A 20013-nucleotide genomic window follows, 5' to 3' on the forward strand; every position below is an offset into this window, starting at 1 on the left:
GTTATTACATTTACGGGTTTTTGATTTTTCAAATCCATTAATATATTTATCTACGGTTCTACGATCTATACCTAATTCTCTGCTTATTTGGCTTTTATTTACTTTCAAAATGCCTTCCTCCATAAATGGTTTTAATTTATATAAATCATTAACTGATTCAATCTTTAAATCTGATATGATATCTGATTTTATAATCATTGTGAGTTCCTCCTGTTTAACTCATATATCATATCATTTGTACATTTTTATTTAATATTTTTTGTACATAAATAAGTATAACTTTATAGGTTTTAGACTATGACGAGAAAAGGAAGTAATATCAGCTTAAAGAGCTATGATGATATTTTTACAACTGAAGAAAAAAGACAAGAGACTGGTGAACACATAGTTATGGTGCCGGTAAAGCAGATTCATGAGTTTAAAAATCATCCTTTTAAGGTCCTAGATGATGAAGATATGAAAAAAACAATTGATAGTATTAGAGAATATGGCGTGTTGGTTCCTGTCATTATTCGTCCAGATGGTAATGGAGAATATGAGATGATATCTGGCCATAGAAGAAGGTATGCATCAATTATGGCTGGCAAACAAGAAGTTCCAGCAATCATACGTGAAATGGATGATGATACAGCGACTATTTTGATGGTGGACTCTAATCTTCAACGAGAATATATTTTGCCAAGTGAAAGAGCAAAAGCCTATAAGATGAAGATGGAAGCACTAAAGCATCAGGGAAAGCGAACAGATCTTACTTCGTGCCAAGTTGGCACGAGGTTACGTGCAGATGAAGAATTAGCAAAGCAAACCGGTGAAAGTGCAAGAACAGTGCAGAGATTTGTGAGACTCAACAGTCTTATTCCAGAACTTTTGGAGCTTGTTGATGAAAGAAAAATAGTATTTAATCCTGCCGTAGAAATTTCTTATATGAAACCGGAAGAACAAAAAGATTTTTATGAAGCTATGGAGATTGCGCAAACAACTCCATCATTATCCCAGGCACAGCGTTTGAAAAAATCAAGCCAAGAAGGAACATGTACTGCAGAATTTATAGAAAGAATAATGGAAGAAGAAAAGAAGAATCCACTTAATAGAGTTGTATTTGATAGCAGTATTTTGAAAAAGTATTTTCCGCAACAAACAACAGCTAGAGAAATGGAGATGCAGATCCTTCAGCTTTTAGAGCAATGGTCTAAGAAAGCATAAGCATTTTGTTTTATCATGATTCTAGACTCATGATTTTCATGAGTCTGAATTATTTTTAAAAGTATGTCAGAAATACTGACATAATAAAATGGATGTGTTATAATGAAGATGTCAGAAAAGCTGACACGGAGGTGCAACATGGATAAAACAATTGCCGATAGATTAAAAGAAGCAAGAAATAAAGTAGGCATGTATCAAGAAGATGCTGCACGTTGTATGCAAATGTCTCGACCAACCCTTAGTGCGATTGAGTCAGGCAAAAGAGCAGTGACAGCAGAAGAAATTCGAGATTTTTCTTCTTTATATCATGTATCAAGTAACTGGTTGTTATATGGTGATAATCATGAGGAAACTGCCAAAATACAAAGATTAGGAAAGTATTATCAGCTTTTCTCAAAGTTAAACGGTTCAGAGCAAAATGAAGTAATTAGTTATATGGAGCAGATGTTGAGTAAATAAGGGGGCGCCTATGGTTGCATTAAAATTATTTAGAATCATTATCCATTTCATGTTAAAGATTATTTTTTTACCAATACAGATAGTATTAACTGTCCTTATATCTATGCTTGATTTCGCAAGTGGCGTCATCAGCGTAGTGTTTGGACTAGTTGGTGGAATTTTTGTATTGCTGGCTTTTAGCTTTTTGTTTACGTCACCAATTGACTGGAAAATGTTTATGGAGGCGTTAATCTTTGGATCATTAATAGGAGCACTTCCACATTTAGTACGTTATTGTGGAGACACTATTCTAATGTATATAAAAGTGTTATTAGATATGATTTAAAATAGGGCACTAAAGATACATCTAAAGGGCACTAAGAGTACACTTGCAATGCATTTTCAAAAGAAAATCCGTATGATATTATTACAATGGATCTACTGAAGTGAAGCAAATAACTTCCTCAGAGTCCAGTTTTTCTGCAGAAAAAAATAGATTTAGTAAAGAGCGTCAGCCCGTGATTTAAAAGTCACGTAGCCGGGCGCTTTTTTATTATCCAAATCAGTAAGCGCGCGCTGATATGGCTATTACAAATGTTGAAGAATAGACCAAACAGATTTATAGCAGAAGTAGATCTTGATGGAAAAAGAGAAATTGTTCACGTTAAAAATACAGGAAGATGCAGAGAAATTCTAATTCCTGGTTGTAGTGTTTATCTAACGGCACCAGACTCTCCTAATAGAAAGACTAAGTATGATTTAGTTGCTGCAAGAAAGAAAAATGGAATGTTATTTAATATAGATAGCCAGGCACCTAATAAAGTTGTTAAAGAGTGGTTAGAAAGCAAAGATTATACATATGTTAAACCGGAATATACCTATGGTGCTTCAAGAATAGATTTTTTTATGAAAAAAGGTGACGAAGAATATTTAATGGAAGTTAAAGGGTGCACTCTTGAAATCGATGGAGTGGGATATTTTCCTGATGCTCCAACAGCTAGAGGTGTTAAGCACGTAAGAGAACTTATAAAAGCCAAAAAGGAAGGCTATAGAGCTATACTTGCTTTTGTTATTCAGATGGAAGGCGTGGATATATGTCTACCCAATAAAGCAACAGATCCAGACTTTAGCGAAGTAATTGAGGAAGCGAAAAAAGAGGGAGTAGAGATTCTTTATCTTAGATGTAGAGTAAAAGAAGATGAATTGTATATAGATGAATAATAACAAAACTAAAGAGAACTAGGATACATAATAAAAGATATGTAAAGATATGTGTAAAGAACCGGAATGTGAGGTAACGTCTTATATTCTGGTTCCTTTTTTCTTTGATAAAAATTATCATAAATACACAAAAATATTGACATAGCTTCCTTTAAATGTTAAAATAACTTTTGTTAGTTGTATTTAACCGGAACAAAATAACATCAGGAGGAAACAAAATGAAGGTTCTAAGAATTGTTGGAGCAGGATATGAGTTACCAACAAAAGAAGTAACCTCTGAGGAATTAGAGGCTATGATGGATTTTGACAAATTCAAAATTAGAAAGGGTATGTCAAAATTATTAAGTGGTGTAAATAAGCGAGGTTTTGCAAACGATAATGAAGATGCATCAGATTATGCTGTAAGAGCGTCAAGAAAGGCACTAGAAATGGCAAAGTTAAAGCCGGAAGATATTGATATGGTGCTATTTTGTGCAATTTCATCCGATTTTATGGAACCAGCAACAGCTATGAAAGTAAGAGAGGATTTGGGTTGTATTAATGCAAATTGTTATGATATAAAAAATGCCTGCAATGCTTTTTTAAGCGGATTAGAGATTGCTAATATGTATATTGAGACAGGTAGAGCTAAAAATATCTTAATATGCTCAGGAGAAATATTAAGTAGGTATTTAAAGATGCATTACGACGATCCTAAGGAGATAGCTAATGCTAATGCTACTTTTTCACTAGGCGATGCAGGTGGTGCAATAGTGGTTACAGCAGTAGAAGGTAGTAAAGAGGATTGTATGCAGAATGAATTTAGGACATCATCAGAATATTGGGATGATGGTGTTTTATGGGGAAGTGGAACACATTTTGCCCATGATCCTAGTAAGGCTTATTTTCAAAATGAGTCTAAAGAAATGATAAAGACAAATTTTAATAGAGCAATGAACTTTTATTCAGAAATGTTTAAAAAGTACGATATTAATTTCGACAAAATCGGACTTTTTATACCTCATCAAATAACTAAGTATTTGACATTAAAGACAGTAGAAATTCTAAATCTCCCATCGGATAAAACTGTTGATTTAGTTGAAAATCACGGAAATATTGGATGTGCATCGATTCCATTAGCTATAGCTAAATCCATTGAAGAGGGTAGGTTGGTTCTTGGTAGTAACAAGCCTATTGTTATCCTTGGTTTTGGTAATGGAATAAGTATGGCATTTTTTACATTAAAAATATAGGAGGAAAAAATGGAATTTGTTACAGAAAATGATGTCATAGATCTACTAAAAAGAAATTTCCCAGATTTAGAAAAGATACCAGTTTCAAAATCATTTACACAGAGTGGAATATTATCATCACTTGATTTGGTTAATTTGGTGTTTGAATTAGAAAATGAATTTAATGTTGAATTTGATTTGGAAAATATCGATTTAACTGAATTCGATTCACCATTGAAGATAGCAGAGACTATTAATAAGTTAAAGGGCTCGGATAATAACACTATAAGAAAATTAATAGACAGTATTTGTAGTGAAAAGAAAGATGAAATAGCATTAATTTTTGACGACTATAAGATAACATATGGTGAAATTTACAAAAATATAAAGACTCTATCTTTTGGTTTTATAAAAGATGGTGTAAATAAAGGTACCCATGTGGCTATTATCCTAGAAAACTGTATGGAATATATAATGTCATATTTTTCATTGTTTTATATTGGCGCCATACCTATTCCTATTAATACTAGATGGAATACTAATGAAGCAATTAGAGTAATAAAAGATAGTGATAGCTGTTATTTTATTTCAAAAGAACATCAGGGAAAACTAAAGTTTAAGGATATATATAATGCGCTTGTTGAGGATAATATAAAAATAAATAAAGTGTATTATTGCCAGGAAAACTTAGATGAAGAGATAAAGGAAATTAAGAAATTTTCTGATATTTATTCGGATAAAGAAGAGAAACTTAACAATATAACAGGCGAAGATATTGCGATGATATCGTATACATCTGGAACAACAGGAGTACCAAAGGGAGTCGTACTAAAAAATAATAGCGTAACAAATATCTCTTTATATACCGCAAAGGTTTGGACAGATTGTGAAGATAGTCCATTTTCCATAGCTCCTCTTTATTCAGCACAAGGTTTTCTTAGTATGTTAATTGACTTTTCAGTAGGTTCTAAGTTTAAGATGATTAGTAGCTTTAATACTAATGATATTTTGCAAGAAATATCAAAAGGAGAAAACACTATTTTTCATACACAGCCTACTATGTGGACAATGCTACTTAATAGTAGGGCGATAAATTTTGCAAGATTTACAGGATTAAGAAAAATAGTTGTATCAGGGTCGCTTTGCAGTCCTGAATTAGCAAAAAGAATTGAAAAAAGATTAGGGCTTAGATTACTAAATGCATATGGACTTATAGAGGGCACTAGTGTTGCAACTATGACAAGATATGATGATTCTGAAGAAATTAGATATAACACAGTAGGAAGACCGATACCAGGTGTATCAATTAAGATAGTTGATAAGAATCATAAACCAGTAGAGCATGGTCAGATTGGAGAATTAGCAATTAAAGGCTATGTTATGGATGGTTATTATAAGAATCCTGAAAAAACAAAGGAAGTTATCGATGATGAAGGTTGGTTATATACTGGAGATTTGGCAAGATACTATGATGATGAAAATATAAGCATTGTAGGTAGATGTAAAGATATGGTCATTAGAGGTGGATTTAATGTTTATCCTAGTGATATTGAGGAAGTTATCTTACAAATTCCTGAAGTGCAGACGACAGCTGTAGTTGGAAAAGAACATGAAGTTCTAGGAGAAGAATTAATAGCTTTTGTTGTACTTAGACCCGGAGAAAATATCCGTGAAAACGACATAAGAAAATATGTATTTAAAAACCTAGCAAACTATAAGCAACCAGACAAGTTTTATTTAATAAGCGACATGCCAACTATTTTAGCTGGGAAAATAGATAAAAAGGTTCTTAAAAAGTGGGCTGTATCAGGAATACCAGATAATAAAAAAATGCTTTTCGCATAAGGGAGAGAGCTTGATGAAAGAAAAATTAATTAATTTTATAGCAGATAGATATGGATGGGATGAAAATGAAATGTTGAGTGTGGAATCCTTTGAAGAGTTGGGATTAGATTCATTAAGTCTATATTCATTAGTTACAGATACAGAGGACGAATTTAATGTAAAGTTTGATACTAATGACTTAACTTTAATCGATTCTCCAAAAAAATTTATTGAGTATGTTATAGGGTGTATTGAGAATGCAGACAATTAACGAGTTTAAAAATGAAATTGATAAATTGTATTTGGATAACACCTTGGCTATGAGAGTAATAAGAGGAGAAGTTAAGCGTGATGCTGATAAGGTATCAATTCTTGCTTATCAATGTAATATGGCAAGAATGAAAACAACCGATATTAAACTTCCAACATTTATTGAAATTATTGCTGATGCAAACGGTATTATAAAAGATATTTCTTTATACGATAACTTTAAAGGATCACAAGGTATGGTTTGCTCAGGCAAATATTTAGATAAAACATTAAAATCCTATTTGCTAAATAAAAATATAAACAGTGATTTTTCAATATTAAAATACACAAAAAACTATCATTGTAGACATACATATGAAGTGGTTGCAGCAGGTATCTCGTTTTATCATTTTTTAGTTGATGGAAAGCTAGATTATGGATCGTTTCTTAATAAAACTGTTGCCTATGAATGCGAAGCAGGACTTGAAATAAAAGATGAATTAGTAATTAATGATGATGAATATTTATTAAAAGAAAATGTTCATTTTAATGCTAAAGACCTGAAAATGCTTAGCAACGGAAAAATTGGTGCTATTGATGCCTTTAAATTAGATGGCAATTTTTTTCATAATGGATTGATGGTAGATGATTTTGTAAAGGAGATAACCCCATGTGATACAGCATCAAAGGTAACTTTAAATATGATGAGATTGTTTAATTGTCCATGGAAGATGTTAGGTAGAATTGTTGGTAAAAATAGGAACTTTTATTTTACCAATTTAGTACCTTCGTCTTTTTATGGAGTTTTGATTCAAGCTATTTCACTGATACTATTTCCTAATAACTATAATTACTTTCAGCATACTATGGCGGGGCTTCAAAGAGAGGATAATATTCCTCTTTGCTCTGGTATGGTAATTAATTTTGATGAAATAAATGAATTTTATCCTGATTTAATAAAATACATATAAAAAGGGAGAGAAAAATGATTGAGTTAAAAGATGTAAAAAAATATTACCAGATGGGAGATTCCGTAATTAAGGCTGTAGATGATATCAGTTTTAAGATAATGGACGGAAAGTGCACAGTTATCCTTGGACCATCAGGTTCAGGGAAATCCACAACTCTTAATTTGCTTGGAGGAATGGATACTGTAACAAGTGGAGAAATACTATTGGATTTAGAAGATATATCAAAGTATTCGGAAAAAGAATTAGAGAATTATAGACGAGAAAAGATAGGCTTTGTTTTTCAGTTCTATAATCTTATACCACAGCTTACTATTCGAGAAAATGTTGGTATAACAGCTGATATGGTAAGTGATAGCTTAGATGTTGATGAAGTAATAAATGCTGTAGGATTAGAAAAAAGAAAGAATCTGTTTCCACAGAATTTGTCTGGAGGTGAACTTCAACGAGTTGCAATTGCAAGAGCTCTTGTGAAAAATCCAAGAGTATTGCTTTGTGATGAACCTACGGGAGCACTTGATAGTGAGACTGGTAAAATGATTCTTAAACTACTAAAAGAAACGTCAAAAAAACACAGTATTTCATTGATAATAGTAACACACAATTCAGCCATTGAAAAAATTGCAGATCAGGTAATTAGAGTAAAGGACGGTAAGGTAGTTAGTGACACTGTAAACGAGAATCCATTAGAAATAGATGAGGTTGTTTGGTAATGAAATACTTGATTAAAAAAATGCTAAGAGATGTACAACAAAATTACACGCAGTTTATAGCTGTGTTTTTGATGGCAACTATTTCAGTTATGATATACTCCGGAATGGCATCAGTATGGACAGGCCTAAGTAGTACTGTTAAAGAAGAAGTTGATGAAACTAATATGGCAAATCTATATGTTTCTGCTACAAATATTACTGATGATGATGTTAGTGACATTAAGGACTTAGAGGAGGATTTAGAAATTTCTCTTATATGTAAGAGAAGCTTTAATACGGTTGATGGAGAGAGTGAAATCGAGGTAAATACCGTTAATAATTTTGACGTTAGTAAATTTACGCTTATTTCTGGAGAAACCTATAAAGAAGATAAAGAGGGAATTTATCTTGATAAGGATTATGCTGAAAAGCACAATTTAAATATAGGAGATGATGTATATTTATTAAACGCCTGGGGTGAAGAGGTGACACTTACACTTCTTGGAACCATTCATTCACCGGAATATATTTATTATACTGGAGCTATTACAGAAACTGTTCCTAATTATGAAAAATATGGATATGGTTTTGTTAGTAATAATACCTTTTTAAAATTAAATTCTAAAATAAATTATACGTTGGCAAAGATTACAACTAGTAGTGAGATAACTGACGATATGCTAAGTGAAATTCTTGGAGAGAGATTTGTATCAGTAACTAAAAGAGCTGATTATACGACATATTCTAGAGTAGAAAAAGAAGTAGAGCAGATGAAAAAGATGGCTACCCTATTTTCTCTAGTATTTATTTTGCTGTCTTTACTTACTATGTATACATCAATGGTTAGACTTGTTAACAGACAAACTCAAGTTATTGGTACATTAAAGGGGTTAGGCGTTAAGTCTAGACAGATTAAGTTTCACTATGCCCTTTATGGACTTATTACGCCATTATTAGGCGGTCTGCTAGGACTATTAATCGGCAGACTTACGGTTTCTAAGGTCTTATTAAATGTGAAAAAGACTACGCTTTATTTAACTGAGTGGAAATTAGTATTCTCAGCCTCTAGTTTTATACTTATAGCGATTATAATCATTTGCTGTAGTATGGCAGCAGTGCTGGCTGTAAGAAAAGTTTTAAAAAGCGAAACCACAGATATATTAAGAGGAAATATAAATCAAGGCAGAGTAAAAAAAGAGCTAAAGGATAAATATTTCTTGAGTAATTTCTCTTATGAATTTAGATTGGCTATTAGAAATATGTCTGAAAACAAAGTGCGATTTATAATGGGAATAGTTGGTGTACTTGGTGGAATGGTTTTAATGATAGCAGGTCTTGGCGTTAAAGATTCCATTAACGGCTCTAATGATTATGTTTTTTCTAAGCAATTTACATATGAAATAAAAGGTATATTAAAAATACCTGGTAGTGTGTTAGAAGGAGAAGATGGACTTCAATATCTATATGAGAATAGTGTTGAAATAAAGACAGACTTAAAGGATAAAAAGACTATCTTAACAGCCCTAGAGGATGGAAATTATTATCATTTTTATGATAATGATGACAATGAGATAAATATAAAGGATGCAGGTGTTGTAGTTTCTAGACATTTAGCAGATGAACTAGGTATTAAGGCAGGAAATACTATTAGTATTAAAGTTAATGGTGATGACTCTTTTAAAGAGATAAAGGTAAATGCTATAACTAAAACGCTAACGCCACAGGGAATATTTTTTTCAAAGGATGCTCTTGAGGATGCAGGAATTAAATTTATTCCAACCAGTTTTTTAACGGATCAAAAGGATGCAGAATATTATAGAAATCTTGATGAAGTTAAAAATTGCATAACTAGAGAAGAACAGTTAAATAATACTAAAACTGTGGCAGATTCTGTCATGTCTGTTGTTAAACTCTTACTTTTAGCCTCAGTTATGCTTAGCGTTGTAATTCTATACAATTTAGGAATTCTAAATTACGTTGAACGAATCAGGCAATATGCAACTATGAAGGTGCTTGGCTTTTATATGAAAGAAATAAGAAGTATATCCATATCAGAAAGTATTATAACAACGCTTATTGGCTGGATTTTTGGAATGTTAATAGGTGGAGCATTTTTAAAACTTTATGTAAAAATTATATCATTTGATACATTTGAATGGATAGCGATAGTCAACCTTAGGACATATATTATTGCAACTCTTGTGGTAGTTGGTGTTACTTTGGTTGTTAATATTTTGCTAAATAAAAAAATTAAGAAAATAGTGATGGTTGAGGCGTTAAAGTCTGTGGAATAAAAAGGAGTTAGACATGATTTTAGAGATAGATATATCTGATATTGAAAAAGCTGAAGTATCTACATTTGTGGATATGCTTACATATGTATCAGAATACATATACGAGATTAAGAAGGAAGAGAATAAAGTTTTGCTTAATATAGAAGGTGGCAAAAACGAAGAAGTATTAGACAAAATTAAAATTTTGCGAGGCTATCTTAATTTAGATGAGGTAAAGAAAAAAAGAGATGTTTCAACAAAGGTTTTAGAAAATCATACGGATAAAAAAACAATAAACAAAGAATCTATTTTTGAAAAGTTGATAGAGTGTGGAAGTATTGTAGAAATGTCTGATGGTGCATATGGTTATAGCGGGATTTTTCTTAAGGTTTTTAGATACTTTAATAGAAAAATAGAAGAATTTGGACATGAAATGTTTGAAGATATTATTGATCTTGAGGACTCAATTCTTTATCCAGTTGATGAATATGAAAGAGGCTTGTATTTTGAAAGTTTTCCGCATCACTTATGTTTTGAGACTAATATAAAAAGTAATGTAGAATTGTTAGACAGATTTTCTAAAAATGGTATTAGTGATCCAGAAATTTTTAGTATAACTAATTTTAAAAAGCCAGAAAACATACTTCGTCATGCAGCTTGTGTGCCTATTTATCCAATGCTTAAAAATAAAGTGATAAGCGAAGATAAACCTGTATTTTATTTGGTATCAGGGAAGTGTTTTAGAAATGAGGATAAAAATATTTCAGAGCTTGCAAGACTTAATGAGTTTTATATGAAGGAATATGTGTGTATAGGAACACTTAAGCAGACTCTAGATATGATAGAGAAAGCAAAAAAATTATGGAATTATTGGATTGAGAAGTTTGATTTAAATTGTACAATTCAGACAGCTAATGATTCTTTCTTTGCAAATAACTATAAGAAGCTTAAGATTTTTCAGATTATGGGAAATTCAAAACAGGAATTAAAGGTGAATCTTCCACATAATAATACAGAATGTGCAGTAAGTTCTGCAAATGTCCATAGAACACATTTTACAAAAACATATAATATACATTCAAATAACTCCTTATGTATGAGTTCATGTTTTGCTTTTGGTATAGAAAGACTAAGCTATGCGTTACTTTGTCAAAAAGGAATTGATATTGATAAGTGGGATGATATAACAAGAAAGGAAATATTAGGAGAATAAATGGATTGCTTATATCTAGTTATAGGAACTGGAGAATTAGCAGTACAAATAGCAGCCACATTAATGAAACAAGGCGTTAGTGTGGTTGTTTTTGAAGTAAAGTATTCAGATAATTCTTTAGTATCTAAGGGTTGTAAAGATAATAATATAGAATATAAATGTGTAAAAAAAGAAGAACTAACTGCTTATCTAGAAAGTAAAATCAATAAGTATAAATTGAAGGTGATAAGTGCGGTAAATACATATATCTTCCCTAAAGATATTGTTAATCACAAAAATTTTTTTGGAATTAATTATCATAATTCTTTGCTGCCACTTCATGCAGGTATGAATGTAGAAAGTCATACGATTTTTATGGGGGATAGAGTTACAGGCATTACGTGGCATATTATAAGTGATAAGATAGATAAAGGTAAAATTATATGTCAAAAAGAAATAAAGATCGATGATAATGAAACATCACTTACACTTCTTGGCAAGCAGATGAAACTGGGTTATGAGACATTTCTTGGGTTTATGAAGAATTTTATAGATAATAGTATAGATTCATTTGATAATTCAGGAACTGGATCATATCATAAAATTAGCGATAAACCTTGTGATGGAATGATTACATTAGATATGCCCGATGATCAGATAGATAGATTCTTAAGAGCATATGATTATGGTTTTTTATATACGCTTGGGAAACCTAAGGTGTTGTATCAAGGAAAATTATACGAATTTAGAGCATATAAGATATTAAAAGAAGATACTAAACCATATGCAAGAATTGATAAAGGAAATCTTTTATTTAAGGTAAAGAGTGATGGAAGAAGTTATGTGTTAAGAGGAATAAAAGAAATATAATCAGTCTTTATCCGCTATGCGAGTCGTTTTAGGTCGAAGGTAATATGCATTACATACATGTTAAATTAAATTTGTTGAAAAAATAATTCTAATTGATATAATAAGACTGCTTAATAATATTACTGAAATAGTGAAGGCTTTATGAGAATAATAAAATAAAAAACAAATACCTGCAGTAAATGCGCCAATTTTCTTTATTGACGAAAATAAAAGTAAATGATAAACCCTTATCAATATAAGGGAGTAGTTGGCGCTTATTGCGCGGTATTGTCAACATAATGGGTTTCCTTGGCAATGCCTTAATTAACGAGACTTATCCAAGTGCTGATTTGGATAGGGCTCTTTTTTTTACTCTGTTTAATAAAGATTGGAGAAAAGCTATGGGACTATTTGAATTGATACTGCTAGCGATAGGACTTGCAATGGATGCATTTGCAGTATCTATATGTAAGGGACTTGCAGTAAAAAAACTAACCATTAAGGAAGGCTTAATTTGTGGAATTTGGTTTGGCACATTTCAGGGTATTATGCCTTTTATAGGTTTTTTAATCGGATCACGTTTTGAAAGATGGATTAAGATAGTTGCTCCTTGGGTAGCCTTTATATTACTAACTATTATTGGAATTAATATGATTAAAGAGGCTTTCGAGGAGGAAGAAGAGGATGCAAGGGCTGACTTTGATTTTAAATCAATGTTTGTACTAGCTATTGCAACTAGTATTGATGCTTTAGCGGTTGGTATTACATTTGTTGCTGTTCCAGTTAATGTATTAGCAGCAAATGTACTTATTAACACAATCTTTGGAGTGTTAGTAATAGCAGTTATAACATTTTTTATTTCTGCAATTGGTGTAAAAATCGGTAATGCGTTTGGAACACGTTATAAATCTGGTTCTGAGGTTATGGGTGGAACAATCCTTATCTTTATTGGTCTTAAGACATTAATAGAGGCCCTTGATACAACAGGTGCAGTTAAGGATTCAGATACTGTTTTTGGAATGTTAATTCCTTTAATTGGTACAGTTTTAGGAGCGCTTTTCGTATATCAAAAAAAGGCAGAGCTTTCAGATAAAATGAGAATGATTCTAGGTGGATTAAGCTCAGGTATAATGTTATCAATAGCTGTATGGGGAATGATAGAACCTGCAACAAATGGATTTAAGGTAGTATTAAAGGGAGTAGCGCTTTCATTATTTGTCTGTTTTTTTGCAGGGGTATTAATGCAATCTGTTCTTGATATGTTAGTACCACATACTCATGCTTTTGTAGATATTACAGAGGGACCTAAGGTTAAATTAAAACCAGAAACTAAGATGATGCTATCTGAGATTATTCATCATGTTCCAGAAGGAATGGCTCTTGGTGCAGTTTTTGGTGCTCATTTTATTAAGACTGAATGGATTCCAATGCAGACACCAGTGCTTTTAGCACTTGCCATAGCTGTACAGAACTTCCCTGAAGCGTTATTTGTTTCATTACCAATAATGCAAAAGGGCATAGGTAAAGGAAAAGCCTTCTTAATGGGTATAATCTCAGGAGTCTCTGTTCCTTTGGTTGCTGTATTTACTCTTATTATTGTTACAATATTTCCTGTAACACTTGCATTTATAATGGCAATTGCAGGTGGAGCACTAATCTTTACAACAATAGAAGAGCTTCCAATAATTGTTAGCGATAAGGATAATGATAGTTGTACCTTTGCATTTATTATTGGATTTGTCATTTTTATGGTGCTTATTTTTAGATAGGAATTAAGAAAATATAAACCTCGTGAGGATATTAATAAGTATATCCTTGCGGGGTTTTTTATTGTTTTTAAGAGGTTATAAGTAGGATAGTTATGTATTAGTTTAGAAAAAATATTCTTAGGTTATTGACATCCTACGACAGACGTTGCATATTTACTTTATCAGATGAAGTACTTCGACAGACGTAGTACGATAGACATATTATGATTAACATAACATGATAAAGATAAGAAATAATAAAGGAGGGTATATGAGTGAGATAAGTAGTGATGTGATTCGCGGATATAACGATACTATAATACTTAGTATTCTGCTTAAAGAGCCATCCTATGGGTATGAGATATCCAAGCGGATTAAGCAAATATCCGAAGAAAAGTACGTTATCAAGGAGACAACTCTTTATTCTGCATTTACACGTATGGAAAAGAACGGATATATTGAATCCTTTGTCGCAGATCCAGATCCTTGGGGCAACGATAAGAAACGAACCTACTACCGTGTGACGGAAAGCGGGAAAGAATATTATAAAAGTAAATGCGAAGAATGGGAACTAACTAAAGAAGTGTACTGGTCAACATTTTTGGTAACAAGTCGGACGGATAAATTAGCTAAATCTTAATTCCATTGGTGTTAAATTGTTGTTATGAGTATGAGGTCTGACGTAGTTATACCAGTTAATATATTGCTTAGTCATCTTGTCTAACATTTCAACGCTATCAAATGTAAACCTATAATAAAAGCAATTTTTAAATGTATTATAATATGCATCTACTACTTCCTTTTTGAAATCTTCATTGTACTTTGCTGACATAATTGGTCCTCCTAGATAATATTATTTATAACATATTATCTGTCCAAGGTGTTACCAATTTAGTATACCAGTACAAGTCGTCTGAAAAAAATCAATAGCTCAAATGTTACATCATATGTAGAGACGGTATGCTTGCTTTCGAAGAAATGCCCAGTTTAAGCGGGTTTGAGGACTATATTTGCAAGAACATATTATGAAAATGAGCCTGTAAAATATGTGCATGAAATGAATAATAGAATACGGGTGTAGTGAAAATCAACCTTTTGGCGTAGTTCGCATAGAGTACGCTGAAAGGTTATTTTTATATGATTTTGTTCGCGAATGAATATAGGGCTGTACGTCGAAAGTTATGAAGGTTTAGATTGATTTTCGGCGCTTGTGCGCTTATAATATAACGAGGCAAAATTGTTGTAATTATAGACTTTTATGGAGTGAATATGTATGGAGTTTGAAAGAATACCAGTAACTGGTAGAATGATGAATTTTAAAGATTCTTCAGATGAAACAAATAGCTAAAAGAGGAAAGGTGGTTGCATGGCAGCAGATAAAGAGTTTTTAACTTACAATCAACAGATGAAGAAGTTGCGAGAAAAAAAGAAAATTGATTGTGGAAATACCAAGGATAAGACTACCCTGGTTAGAATGGGATACTTTAATCTGGTAAATGGCTATAAGGAGCCCTTTATTTGCGGGAAAGATACTAATGGTAATCACATTTATATTGCAAATACTTCACTTGAGGGGCTTTATGCACTTAAAAAATTTGATGATGGGCTTAGAATGCTGTTATTAAAATATATTACTCAAATTGAGGAGGAAGTACGCACATTAACAGGTTATAAATTTGATCAGTGCAATGACAATGGAAAAACACCATGGTATGACGCAAAAGCATATTCTGAAAAGAGTAAGTTGCAGAATAAAATGAACGCAATATCTTCGGCATATAGTGAGCTGAATCGTAGTAGATCAGAATACGTAAGATTCTATATGAATAATCATGAGACTATACCAACATGGATTATGATTAAGGTTGTAAATTTTTCTACGTTTATTGATGTGCTTAGCAATAGTAAAACAGATGTAACACATGCCTTATGTAAGTTATATGATCTTAAGGATGATGCGGGATATTATAATGTGAAGCTACTTATTGGTAGTTTGCATTGGCTAAGGAAGGTTAGAAATTCATGTGCGCATAATGAAAGAGTGTATTGCATAAAGCAGATTCCTGATCGCAATGCTAAAAATAGCGGAAGAATTCTTGAGGGATATTTTAGGAGCCTTCGTTCAACATATCTTAAGGACAAAGATAAGAAAATAATGGATTTATTGGTTTATTTCAAATACTACTTGACCGATAAGGATTTTAAGGATATGATGGGGGAACTTCAGAAGATGTTATTAAAGTTGCAGGCAGATGTTTCGACGAATGCATTTGATAATGTCAGAGGTAAGATGGGTATCAAAAATTTGAATGATTTAGAAACCTTGAAAAATCTTCCTAAAACTGATATATCGTACCACGAATTTGAAAATTATTGATGTAAATAATCCCATAAAATTTTCGAATTCTATTGTAATAAATTTGGAGATGTGGTAATATACTAATATAGAGATAACTAGATGTATTCTGGTTGAAAGGCACTTGCGGTAACGCAGGTGTTTTTTAATATTAGCTCATCTGCCATGTGTAGAAGGAGTTCCTGAAGACGCTATGCTTGTGCATGGCTTTTTTGCTTTATATAGTAAATTAATCGGCGAATGTATCAACCAACGCCAGAGCTAATTATAATGATCTAGGCAAGGGAATCATCGCTAATACAATATATTTGGAGCGATTTTTCGAAAATCTTCTGATGGGGTATCAGAATGAATTGAAGAATAGATTTGTTCATGTGGATTATAGGGAACAAGGTGCAATTCAAAGTGCCAATGTGCCAAGCTCAAAGAGCCAAAAGGGCACTTTGAAAATGTCGCTTGAGGAAATAGCAATAATAAAGGTTTTACATGAAGAACCTTAACCAACTCAAAAGAGAATAGCGGAGCTTACGGGAAAATCCGAGAGAACTATTAAAAGACGAACAGTTGAGATGCAGGAAAAAGGACTGATCCGCAGAGAGAACGGTAATCGTAACGACAGATGGGAGGTACTGATAAAACCGTGATGGATTCTTATGTTGATGAAAGAGACTACAAGCTTTTAGAAGCAGACAAATACATTTTCTTTGTTCTTAGGCGAATTATGGGCGGAGAATGTAAGCTGCTGCTGTCTGACCATGAGCGGATGATCCTTTGCTTTACGGGACATCCGTTCCCGGTTTGGATATGGACAGCAGATGATGCATCAGAAGAAGAAATGGAAAAGGCATATCAGCTAGCCAAAGAAAAAAAGTTACTCACCGGAGAATATCATTTTAACATTAAGTATTCTCTTGCAGAGTATTTCATAATACGAGCGGCGGAAGATGGATTAGAGTTGAAAATCTCCACAAATATGTTTGCATATGATTGTCTTAACCCTGTCAAACCGAAAACAGAGGCAGAGGGAGAGATTTACCATTGTGAGATGAAAGACTTAGAAGAGGTAGTAGAGTTTCTGGCAGTGTTCCACGATGAAATTGGCATTGATCAAAAGGATAATAATGGTTACAGGAAAGATGCAGAATTTTTTATCAATACAGGGAATATGTATCTTTGGAAGGATGAAAAGGGGCGGAGCGTAGCAAGCTGTAAGTATGCGCCAGCCGTAGATATGGCATCGATAAACCTTGTGTTCACACGCCCCGAGTATCGCAGAAAACATTATGCGGAAAACCTTGTTTATCAGGTTACGATGAAAGTGAAGGAAGCAGGATATGTACCGATGCTTTATACCGATGCTGATTATACGGCTTCAAATGCCTGTTATGAGAAGATAGGCTATGTCCTTCGTGGCAAGTTGTGTACGATTGGTTAATCTAACTCGCAGTGAATTCGATTTAAATTCCGCGTAGATTATGACGCTGAAGCTGGTGGTAAGGTGTTGCTCAACTAAGCGTACGTCGAGACGGTAGTTCTTCTGTCCAAACAAAAGCCAGATGATCATATTGAGATAGAGATTAATCTGGATGAGATTGATGCTACAAGTGCTGAGTAGAAGGCTACATACAAGGAAATTGAGGAATGGGTGCAGGAGCACTATGGATTTCATGTGACAAATCTGAATATAGCTCAGGTGAAGCAAAGCATGGGATTATAGAAAGAGAAAATTATAATAAGCCAAAATCTGGGGATAGCAGACAACCGGGATGTCCGGAGGAAAAAGTTAAGGTGATAGAGGATGCTTTGAGGCATTTTCAGATGGTACCCATTTTGCAATTCTCGTAATGGCAGATGGTGAATTTATAGGCGCAGGTGGTGTTAGTTTTTATAATGTTATGCCGACCTATCATAATACCAGTGGCAAGAAAGCTTACATTATGAATATGTATACAGATCCGAGCTATAGACGACAAGGGATTGCTTATAAAACCTTGGATACGCTTGTTAATGTTTCAAAAGAACGTGGAGTATATCAAATATCATTGGAGGCAACAGATATGGGGCGGCCTTTATATGAGAAATATGGTTTTGTAAAAATGGAATCAGAAATGAAATTAATTTAGGAGGCAGCGTTGGATATCAAATATACAGATAAACATGATTTTAATAAAAATGAACTGGAAGAATTATTTTTGTCGGTTAATTGGTCTTCAGGTCACTATCCAGAAAAACTATGCGTTGCAATGAAAAATTTCAACACAGTTTTTTCTGCCTACGATGGGGACAAATTAGTCGGAATGGTTTGTGCCATGGATGATGGAATAATGAATGCATATGTCCATTATTTGTTAGTTAATCCAGAATATCACAATCAGATGATTGGCAGAACACTAATCAATAAGATTAAAGATAAGTATCAGGATTATCTTAGAATAGCTGTAATTGCTTATGACAATGAAATGCATTTTTACCAGAACTGTGGTTTTGAAAAGAGCAATGATGCATCGCCAATGTTTATAACATCTTTATGGACATAAAAATGCGGTAAATACGCGCTAAAGAGGATGGATTGGTTAAAAAACATTGAATTATAGCTAAATGTATCATGGTTACTATAGATAAGATTTGGAGGGATATCAAGTGAAGCTTATTGTAATAGACATACAAAAAGGGATTACGGACGAAAGATTATATGATTTTGCTGGCTTCTTAAAGAATGTGACCAGTATCATTGATGCTGCAAGGAAGAATAGCATTGAGGTTATTTATGTTCAACACGATGATGGTCCGGGGACAGGATTTTCCATTGGTGATGTTGATTTTGAGATAGCTGACCAAGTTGCTCCAGAAGCAGGTGAGAAAATTTTTGTAAAAGAGATTAACAGTTGTTTTGGAAATAAAGAGCTTACCACGTATCTTGATAAACAGAAAGACAAGGTACTTATGATTGTGGGACTTCAGACTAACTTTTGTATTGATGCCTCTGTGAAATCAGCATTTGAAAGAGGATACAGAGTAATCATTCCAAAGGGAACAAACTCTACGTTTGATAATGATTACATGGATGGCGAAACGACTTATAAATATTACAATGAAATGATGTGGCCAAAGAGATTTGCTGACTGTATTTCTTTGGATGATGCAATTAAAATGATGGAGGAATAGCTTGATGAGAACAAAACATGTTGTTGTACTTCCATATGATAAAAAATGGAAGCAGGACTTTATTGATATAAAAAATGAGATTCAGCAGGCGCTAGAAGGCCTTGCTATTTCTATCGAACATGTCGGCAGCACTTCAGTGGAAGGATTGGCGGCTAAGCCAATAATAGATATTGATGTTGTTGTGAAAAAAGAGAAGATTAATGATGTTGTATTAGCTTTGAATAGTATTGGATATATTCATGAAGGGAATCTTGGAATACCTGGGAGAGAAGCTTTCACATATGAGGGCAAAGCGCATTTACAGCAACATCATTTATATGTGTGCCCAGAGGACTCATTGGAATTGAAGAGACATTTAGCATTCAGGGATTATCTCAGAATGCATCCTGAAGTTGTGAATGAATACGGAAAAGTAAAGACAGAAGCAGCAAAACTCTATCCGGAAGATATTGATAAATATATTGAATATAAAACACCGCTGATAGAAAAAATATACTCGGTTATTGTATTTCGCACAGAGGGCAATTATATATGTGAACATAAGCATAGTTGATTAGGATAAGAAATTTTTGAGAAGAGTCGAGAGATCGGCTCTTTTTTTGAAAAAAAATTATTTTTTAACTT

The 20013-nt window shown here is 32.9% G+C and carries 21 protein-coding genes and 3 pseudogenes; 22 read left to right on the forward strand and 2 right to left on the reverse strand.

Annotation, left to right across the window (positions count from 1 at the left end; all coding sequences use genetic code 11):
- Positions 1–198, reverse strand: a pseudogene (locus BLV79_RS09170) (helix-turn-helix domain-containing protein); the annotation flags it as partial.
- Positions 199–297: 99 nt separating this feature from the next.
- On the opposite strand from BLV79_RS09170, the gene BLV79_RS09175 reads away from it, so the two are divergent.
- The 14 genes and pseudogenes from BLV79_RS09175 (at position 298) to BLV79_RS09240 (ending at position 14508) form a co-directional block, all read left to right on the forward strand.
- Positions 298–1203, forward strand: coding sequence for a ParB/RepB/Spo0J family partition protein (locus BLV79_RS09175; protein ID WP_074718334.1), 906 nt, complete (start codon positions 298–300; stop codon positions 1201–1203).
- A gap of 138 nt (positions 1204–1341) precedes the next feature.
- Positions 1342–1662, forward strand: a complete 321-nt coding sequence (locus BLV79_RS09180; RefSeq protein WP_074718336.1) for a helix-turn-helix transcriptional regulator — start codon at positions 1342–1344, stop codon at positions 1660–1662.
- A 10-nt stretch (positions 1663–1672) separates the two neighbouring features.
- Positions 1673–1987 (forward strand): hypothetical protein, encoded by a 315-nt coding sequence (locus BLV79_RS09185; protein ID WP_074718338.1) that lies wholly within the window; start codon positions 1673–1675, stop codon positions 1985–1987.
- A 248-nt stretch (positions 1988–2235) separates the two neighbouring features.
- Entirely contained in the window at positions 2236–2862 is a 627-nt protein-coding gene (gene sfsA, locus BLV79_RS09190) for a DNA/RNA nuclease SfsA (protein ID WP_074718340.1), read from the forward strand.
- 218 nt (positions 2863–3080) lie between these two features.
- Positions 3081–4094, forward strand: a complete 1014-nt coding sequence (locus BLV79_RS09195; RefSeq protein WP_074718342.1) for a 3-oxoacyl-ACP synthase III family protein — start codon at positions 3081–3083, stop codon at positions 4092–4094.
- Between the two features lie 9 nt (positions 4095–4103).
- Positions 4104–5918: an AMP-binding protein gene (locus BLV79_RS09200; protein WP_074718344.1), complete on the forward strand. Its 1815-nt coding sequence runs from the start codon at positions 4104–4106 to the stop codon at positions 5916–5918.
- Positions 5919–5931: 13 nt separating this feature from the next.
- A complete protein-coding gene (locus BLV79_RS09205) occupies positions 5932–6168 on the forward strand; it encodes an acyl carrier protein (RefSeq protein WP_074718346.1) in 237 nt (78 codons plus the stop codon).
- Positions 6155–7117 (forward strand): hypothetical protein, encoded by a 963-nt coding sequence (locus tag BLV79_RS09210; RefSeq protein WP_074718348.1) that lies wholly within the window; start codon positions 6155–6157, stop codon positions 7115–7117. Before BLV79_RS09205 ends, BLV79_RS09210 begins: the two co-directional genes overlap by 14 nt.
- A 14-nt stretch (positions 7118–7131) precedes the next feature.
- On the forward strand, positions 7132–7827 hold the full coding sequence (locus tag BLV79_RS09215; RefSeq protein ID WP_074718350.1) for an ABC transporter ATP-binding protein: 696 nt from the start codon (positions 7132–7134) through the stop codon (positions 7825–7827).
- Positions 7827–10100 carry an FtsX-like permease family protein gene (locus BLV79_RS09220; protein ID WP_074718352.1) on the forward strand — a complete coding sequence of 758 codons (2274 nt, stop codon included), beginning with the start codon at positions 7827–7829 and terminating at the stop codon, positions 10098–10100. Before BLV79_RS09215 ends, BLV79_RS09220 begins: the two co-directional genes overlap by 1 nt.
- A gap of 13 nt (positions 10101–10113) precedes the next feature.
- On the forward strand, positions 10114–11292 hold the full coding sequence (locus BLV79_RS09225) for an aminoacyl--tRNA ligase-related protein (RefSeq protein ID WP_083354528.1): 1179 nt from the start codon (positions 10114–10116) through the stop codon (positions 11290–11292).
- Positions 11293–12141: a formyltransferase family protein gene (locus BLV79_RS09230; protein ID WP_074718354.1), complete on the forward strand. Its 849-nt coding sequence runs from the start codon at positions 11293–11295 to the stop codon at positions 12139–12141.
- A 380-nt stretch (positions 12142–12521) separates the two neighbouring features.
- Positions 12522–13097 (forward strand): annotated as a pseudogene (locus BLV79_RS13300) (manganese efflux pump MntP); the annotation flags it as partial.
- Between the two features lie 1042 nt (positions 13098–14139).
- On the forward strand, positions 14140–14508 hold the full coding sequence (locus tag BLV79_RS09240) for a PadR family transcriptional regulator (protein ID WP_074718358.1): 369 nt from the start codon (positions 14140–14142) through the stop codon (positions 14506–14508).
- Here BLV79_RS09240 and BLV79_RS09245 read toward each other — a convergent pair.
- Positions 14494–14700, reverse strand: a complete 207-nt coding sequence (locus BLV79_RS09245) for an IS3 family transposase (protein WP_083354529.1) — start codon at positions 14698–14700, stop codon at positions 14494–14496. The two genes, BLV79_RS09240 and BLV79_RS09245, sit on opposite strands and share 15 nt — an antisense overlap.
- Positions 14701–15234: 534 nt before the next feature.
- On the opposite strand from BLV79_RS09245, the gene BLV79_RS09250 reads away from it, so the two are divergent.
- The 8 genes and pseudogenes from BLV79_RS09250 (at position 15235) to BLV79_RS09280 (ending at position 19942) form a co-directional block, all read left to right on the forward strand.
- Positions 15235–16245, forward strand: coding sequence for an Abi family protein (locus BLV79_RS09250; RefSeq protein ID WP_074718360.1), 1011 nt, complete (start codon positions 15235–15237; stop codon positions 16243–16245).
- A gap of 287 nt (positions 16246–16532) precedes the next feature.
- Complete coding sequence (locus tag BLV79_RS12590; protein ID WP_143470243.1) at positions 16533–16724, forward strand: hypothetical protein; 192 nt, start codon at positions 16533–16535, stop codon at positions 16722–16724.
- Between the two features lie 119 nt (positions 16725–16843).
- A complete protein-coding gene (locus tag BLV79_RS09255) occupies positions 16844–17659 on the forward strand; it encodes a GNAT family N-acetyltransferase (RefSeq protein WP_083354530.1) in 816 nt (271 codons plus the stop codon).
- Between the two features lie 206 nt (positions 17660–17865).
- Positions 17866–18069 (forward strand): hypothetical protein, encoded by a 204-nt coding sequence (locus tag BLV79_RS09260; RefSeq protein WP_242871457.1) that lies wholly within the window; start codon positions 17866–17868, stop codon positions 18067–18069.
- Positions 18033–18347: pseudogene (locus BLV79_RS09265) on the forward strand (GNAT family N-acetyltransferase); the annotation flags it as partial. The gene BLV79_RS09260 and the pseudogene BLV79_RS09265, both read left to right, overlap by 37 nt.
- 9 nt (positions 18348–18356) lie before the next feature.
- The gene (locus BLV79_RS09270) at positions 18357–18761 is read left to right on the forward strand and encodes a GNAT family N-acetyltransferase (protein WP_027430934.1); all 405 of its coding nucleotides are present in this window, start codon (positions 18357–18359) and stop codon (positions 18759–18761) included.
- A 103-nt stretch (positions 18762–18864) separates the two neighbouring features.
- On the forward strand, positions 18865–19389 hold the full coding sequence (locus BLV79_RS09275) for a cysteine hydrolase family protein (RefSeq protein WP_074718364.1): 525 nt from the start codon (positions 18865–18867) through the stop codon (positions 19387–19389).
- Between the two features lie 4 nt (positions 19390–19393).
- Complete coding sequence (locus tag BLV79_RS09280) at positions 19394–19942, forward strand: GrpB family protein (protein WP_074718366.1); 549 nt, start codon at positions 19394–19396, stop codon at positions 19940–19942.
- Positions 19943–20013: the final 71 nt, after the last annotated feature.

Source organism: Lachnobacterium bovis DSM 14045, assembly GCF_900107245.1.
Taxonomy (GTDB): domain Bacteria; phylum Bacillota; class Clostridia; order Lachnospirales; family Lachnospiraceae; genus Roseburia; species Roseburia bovis.